The following is a 6,233-nucleotide window of genomic DNA, read 5'->3' on the forward strand; positions in this document are numbered from 1 at the left end:
TCAGACCCTCACCTCCCTTCGCCTACCTCCAACAATGTAAATAAAGAAGGGAGCACCTACCAAGGCTGTGAAAATACCAATAGGCAACTCAGCATTTGGAATAATGACACGAGAGAGTACGTCTGCCCAGATGACAAAGAGGGCACCTAGCAAGGTTGCAACAGGAAAAAGCCTCTTGTAATTCGTTCCTACTAACCCTCGAGCTAAATGTGGAGTAATCAGACCGACAAATCCAATAATCCCACAGGTTGCCACTAAGACTGCTGTCAGCACAGCCACCATGGTCACATAAAGATACCAATAAAAGCGTAAGGGAATTCCCAAAGTTAAAGCAGCCTCATCTCCCATCATCATCGCATTAAAAACACGATACTGAGTAGCGAAAAATAGAAAGGCCAATCCTACTACTATAGTTGGCAGGACTAAGTCAGACCAAGTAGTCCCTGCAAGCGAACCCATAGTCCAAAACTTAATGGTCATCACACTGTCCGCATTAGCGCCAACTGAGATAATAAAGTTGGAAAAGGCCAGAAAGAGAGCATTGACCACCGTTCCTGATAAGATCAGACTAGAAGTCGTCATCCTTCCCTGCATAGAGGCAATGATGAGGACAGCAATTGTTGCCAAAATAGCTCCAAGAAAAGCTCCAAGGCTAATCATCACTTTTAAACCAAGAATGATGCTTAAGGTTGCTCCTAGAGTTGCTCCCGCAGAGATGCCTAAGACATAGGGCTCAGCGATGGGATTGTTCACTGTAGACTGCATCACGCTACCACACATGGAAAGACCAGCCCCTACTATCAGACCCAGCAATACTCGGGGGAACCTCATATTCCATACAATGGCAAAAGTAGACTTGGAAACCTCTCCTATCTCAAGAGGAAATCCCAACCTGCTCAAAATAATCCGATAGGTATCTCCTAGATCAATCGCAACAGATCCCATTGAAACTGCTAGAAAGAGAGAAATCCCTAAAATACCTAGCAAAATAACTAAAAGTAACACAAATTGCTGGTCTTGTCGGCTTCCAGAAAATTTGGAAAGCATGCAAACCTCCTTAGACAAAATTAAAAATTTAGAAAATTCTCATAAAAAGTATACCATATTTTCAACAATGGAACAAGATGAGAAAAATAAATATAGTTGGTCTTACAATACTAATAATCGTAACCGAAGATTATACTTGAGTATATCGAGGTAAAGTGACAACATAAAAAGCCCTCTGAAAATCAGAGAGCTGATTTGAGCTCGGACTAAAATCCTAGTGAAACAAAAAAATCTACACGGTCAGAAAAGTCTCTATCGTGCCATTTTCATACATGATGTATAGTCCAAGTAGAATGAATACTAAGGGCACAATGATTCGCTCGTATTTTTCAACTGTCTCGAATATTAACGGAATAGAGGATAACACCCGACTAATCTCGCATAAGATAATTATGCCGATTACAAACACAAGCAACGCCACGAGGGTCTGTGACCAATCTAACGAAGCAAAATAAGGTATATAGATACCTAAATTATCTCCGCCAGACGCAATTGTCAGCAATGTAACTGTCCAAAACAGTTGATTTGCCTTGCTTTGTTCTAATCTTTCAATAATTTCTTCCTCTTCTTCCTCACCTTCTCCAACAATTGCAAAGCGAATCCCTAAATAGATAGGGATTAAACCAAGCAATCCAACCATCCATTCTTCAGGCATGAAATTAACGACATAAGCAGCAACTAAACTCGCCCCTACAAGTAAGCCTGTGCCTAGATATTGCCCCGCATAAATATGCCATTTCTGTTTATTCTGTGATAGCTGTGCAAATAAAATAATTAAAATAATTAAATAATCGATACTGGTGGAAATATAAACACCAATAGCAGATATGATTGTCTGTCCCATAAAAGCCTCCTGTATTAGTCAGTAATAAATCAGCAGATTTTAGGAGAGCACAGACACATTAATTTAGCTATCGCTAGTGGGTAATGTCGAACGTAGGAAAGCATTTTACTCCTCCTCAAAACGTAGTTATAAAGTAATTTCTAACTGAAATTCGGTGACTACTTCCATGTAAAGTATAACATACTATACTTTACTTCGTAAAGTGTGGGCTCTCCGAGGGGGCTTGCAGACAGCTACTCGACTTTTCAAGTCGAGTAGATGCGCACCTTTATGGTGTAATTAGCTGATATTATTTGAGGTTTTTGTAGTCTCCAAAATTGTGACCGATAAAACAGTTTGAGGCCTTTACGCCAGACTATCTCAGTTTTTGTAGTCTCCAAAATTGTGACCGATAAAACAAGATCAAAGAGAGTCCTATACAAGAACATGTTTTTGTAGTCTCCAAAATTGTGACCGATAAAACGCTAAAGAAGTAAAGCAGCCCCAGAAAGATGTTTTTGTAGTCTCCAAAATTGTGACCGATAAAACCTCAATAAAAAAGCCCTCTGAATATCAGAGAGCTGATTTGAGCTCGGGCTATAATCCTAGTGAAAAAGATGAAACTCCTTGTGTTCATCGAACACTACGTCGTTTCCCTATTTTCATACGGATTTTTGGCGCCCTTAGTATCATAATTCTTGCTGGATAAAACGTTTATAGACTAGGCGACGAGGCGAAGGTTGTACAAAATTTTTAGTGAAACAAAAAAATCTCCCCGAAGGGAGAATATCTGGTTTATTTTACCTTACAGTGCTAGGAACCGTAACCGAAGATTATACTTGAGTATATCGATGTAAGGTAACAACATAAAAAAGCTACCCAATTTAGAGTAGCTTCATTATCAAGATATGCTCAATTGAACACGGCCTAAGCACTTGGCAAAAAAGATAAAACCTCCTAGAAACTGAAGTTTCTTCGTCAATTTTCCTATTTTTGCTTTGTGCTTTTGACGGCCTTTGTATCTTGAATTAGCGACGAAGTCCAAGAGAGTTGATTAACTCACGGTAACGGTTAACGTCGTTTTTACGCAAGTATGCAAGCAAGTTACGACGGCGACCGATTTTTTTCATCAATCCACGGTAAGTAGCGTGGTCTTTTTTGTGTTGTTTGATGTGTTCGTTAAGGTGGTTGATTTCCCAAGTAAGGACAGCAACTTGAACCTCTACTGAACCTGTATCACCTTCGTGACGTGCATATTGTGCAATGATTTCATTTTTTTTCTCTTTTGAGATTGCCATGATGTTTCTCCTTTTTATTTGGCTTCATCCGAGTGACAGGTTGGCATGCCTGCAACCAAGAAGAAGTTATTTGTCTTTACGACAATCCCTATTCTACCAATAACTAACTTCTTTGTCAACAGATTTACTTTCTTGTTTTAAACATGCTATAATAATTATAGCAAGAGATCTAAGTTGTCTGTTTTTTTTAAAACGAGGTGATTATCATGCCTAGATTCTATTCCCATCTCCCCTACTATCTGGTCATATTCTTCTTTTATTGGCCACTTTATGAGTTGTTCTTGCTAGTTGTTTCTGACCCCCTTACACTCAAGGGACTCTATATAAACAATCTTCTCTTCTTTACACCTCTGGTAATCTTGATTGTATCGTTACTCTATAGCTACCGTTTCCGTTTCTCACTTTGGTGGTTAATTGGTAACGGACTGCTCTTTTGCTTTACTATCATAACCTTTGGTGAATTTATCTGGTTTTACTTTTTAGCCTATGAAACCTTTGCTCTGGTGGGCATGGCTTCCGGTATTGGCATCAAGCATATTCTACAAAAATGAAAAACAAAAAACTTTCACAAAATCCTTGAAAAATCTCACAATCATGCTATAATAATCCATAGAGACAAGTCACTTAGTCCCTTTCTACTAGAGAGTGCGTGGTTGCTGGAAACGCATAGGAAGCCTAAACTGATACTACTCTTGAGTTTTTTATGAAAACATAAAACGGTGGCCACGTTAGAGCCAATCAGAGGTGTCCCTCTTTTTTGAGGAACATAAATGAAGGTGGAACCACGTTGCGACGTCCTTTCGAGGATATCGCTTTTTGTTTTTCTAGCTTTCACAATCCTCTATCCCTGTTTTCAGAATAGGTTTAACACATTCGTCAATAATATAAGCAAGGAGAACATCATGATTAACATTACTTTCCCAGATGGCGCTGTTCGTGAATTCGAATCTGGCGTTACAACTTTTGAAATTGCCCAATCTATCAGCAATTCCCTAGCTAAAAAAGCCTTGGCTGGTAAATTCAACGGCAAACTCATCGACACTACTCGTGCTATCACTGAAGATGGAAGCATCGAAATCGTGACACCCGATCACGAAGATGCCCTTCCAATCTTGCGTCACTCAGCTGCTCACTTGTTTGCCCAAGCCGCTCGTCGTCTTTTCCCAGACATTCACTTGGGAGTTGGTCCAGCCATCGAAGACGGCTTCTACTACGATACAGACAACACAGCTGGTCAAATCTCTAACGAAGACCTCCCTCGTATCGAAGAAGAAATGCAAAAAATTGTCAAAGAAAACTTCCCATCTATTCGTGAGGAAGTTACCAAGGACGAGGCGCGTGAAATCTTCAAAAATGACCCTTACAAGTTGGAATTGATTGAAGAACACTCAGAAGACGAAGGCGGTTTGACTATCTATCGTCAGGGTGAATATGTAGACCTTTGCCGTGGCCCTCACGTTCCATCAACAGGCCGCATCCAAATCTTCCACCTTCTCCATGTAGCTGGTGCTTACTGGCGTGGAAACAGCGACAACGCTATGATGCAACGTATCTACGGTACAGCTTGGTTTGACAAGAAAGACTTGAAAAACTACCTTCAAATGCGTGAAGAAGCCAAAGAACGTGACCACCGTAAACTTGGTAAAGAGCTTGACCTCTTCATGATTTCTCAAGAGGTTGGTCAAGGACTTCCATTCTGGTTGCCAAACGGTGCGACTATCCGTCGTGAATTGGAACGCTATATCGTTGACAAAGAGTTGGCTTCTGGCTACCAACACGTATACACTCCACCACTTGCTTCTGTTGAACTTTACAAGACTTCTGGTCACTGGGATCATTACCAAGAAGACATGTTCCCAACTATGGACATGGGTGACGGGGAAGATTTTGTCCTTCGTCCAATGAACTGCCCACACCACATCCAAGTCTTCAAACACCATGTTCACTCATACCGTGAGTTGCCAATCCGTATCGCTGAAATCGGTATGATGCACCGTTATGAAAAATCTGGTGCCCTCACTGGTCTTCAACGTGTACGTGAAATGTCTCTTAACGACGGTCACCTCTTTGTGACTCCAGAACAAATCCAAGAAGAATTCCAACGTGCCCTTCAGTTGATTATTGATGTTTATGAAGATTTCAACTTGACTGAATACCGCTTCCGCCTCTCTCTTCGTGACCCTCAAGATACTCATAAGTACTTTGATAACGATGAGATGTGGGAAAATGCTCAAACCATGCTTCGTGCAGCCCTTGATGAAATGGGCGTGGACTACTTTGAAGCCGAAGGTGAAGCAGCCTTCTACGGACCAAAATTGGATATTCAAGTTAAGACAGCCCTTGGAAAAGAAGAAACACTTTCAACTATCCAACTTGACTTCTTGCTTCCAGAACGCTTCGACCTTAAATACATCGGAGCTGATGGTGAAGAGCACCGTCCAGTTATGATCCACCGTGGAGTTATCTCAACTATGGAACGCTTCACAGCTATTTTGATTGAAAACTACAAGGGTGCCTTTCCAACATGGCTTGCACCACACCAAGTAACCCTCATCCCAGTATCTAACGAAAAACACGTGGACTACGCTTGGGAAGTGGCGAAGAAACTCCGTGACCGTGGTGTTCGTGCTGATGTTGATGAGCGCAATGAAAAAATGCAGTTCAAGATCCGTACTTCACAAACAAGCAAGATTCCTTACCAATTGATCGTTGGGGACAAGGAAATGGAAGACGGAACTGTTAACGTTCGTCGCTATGGCCAAAAAGAAACACAAACTGTCTCAGTTGATGACTTTGTTCAAGCTATCCTTGCTGATATCGCCAACAAATCACGCGTTGAGAAATAAGAGATAAAATCCTAGCTAGCTAAAAAGCAACAACTGAAACATGTACTGACCCCAAAAAGTTAGACAAATAATTTATCCGAAGGATTTAGTTCTGTATTGCACAGGGCTAAGTCCTTTTAGTTTTACCTTAATTCGTTTATTGTTGTAGTAATCAATATAGTCTACAATGGCTTGTTCCAATTGCTTAAGCGACTCAAATGACTTCTCATAACCATAAAA

Annotated in this window: 5 protein-coding genes and 2 pseudogenes; 3 read left to right on the forward strand and 4 right to left on the reverse strand. The window is 40.8% G+C overall.

What is annotated here, in order from left to right:
* From B7698_RS00345 to rpsO, 3 genes are all read right to left on the reverse strand, one after another.
* Positions 1-1,047, reverse strand: a complete 1,047-nt coding sequence (locus tag B7698_RS00345) for a FecCD family ABC transporter permease (protein ID WP_084864313.1) — start codon at positions 1,045-1,047, stop codon at positions 1-3.
* Between the two features lie 232 nt (positions 1,048-1,279).
* Entirely contained in the window at positions 1,280-1,891 is a 612-nt protein-coding gene (locus B7698_RS00350; RefSeq protein ID WP_084864314.1) for a CadD family cadmium resistance transporter, read from the reverse strand.
* A gap of 1,007 nt (positions 1,892-2,898) precedes the next feature.
* A complete protein-coding gene (gene rpsO, locus B7698_RS00355) occupies positions 2,899-3,168 on the reverse strand; it encodes a 30S ribosomal protein S15 (protein ID WP_001018251.1) in 270 nt (89 codons plus the stop codon).
* 206 nt (positions 3,169-3,374) lie between these two features.
* Here rpsO and B7698_RS10215 point away from each other — a divergent pair.
* The 3 genes and pseudogenes from B7698_RS10215 to thrS all read left to right on the forward strand — a co-directional run bounded on the left by B7698_RS10215 (position 3,375) and on the right by thrS (position 6,014).
* Positions 3,375-3,748 (forward strand): annotated as a pseudogene (locus tag B7698_RS10215) (hypothetical protein).
* Positions 3,749-3,821: 73 nt separating this feature from the next.
* Positions 3,822-4,030, forward strand: a pseudogene (locus B7698_RS10440) (hypothetical protein).
* A gap of 40 nt (positions 4,031-4,070) precedes the next feature.
* On the forward strand, positions 4,071-6,014 hold the full coding sequence (thrS, locus tag B7698_RS00365) for a threonine--tRNA ligase (RefSeq protein ID WP_084864315.1): 1,944 nt from the start codon (positions 4,071-4,073) through the stop codon (positions 6,012-6,014).
* A gap of 72 nt (positions 6,015-6,086) precedes the next feature.
* On the opposite strand, the gene B7698_RS00370 is transcribed toward thrS, so the two are convergent.
* On the reverse strand, positions 6,087-6,233 hold a 147-nt coding region (locus tag B7698_RS00370), incomplete at its 5' end, for an IS3 family transposase (RefSeq protein WP_142358032.1).

The sequence above is a fragment of the Streptococcus mitis genome, from assembly GCF_002096855.1.
GTDB lineage: Bacteria > Bacillota > Bacilli > Lactobacillales > Streptococcaceae > Streptococcus > Streptococcus mitis_Y.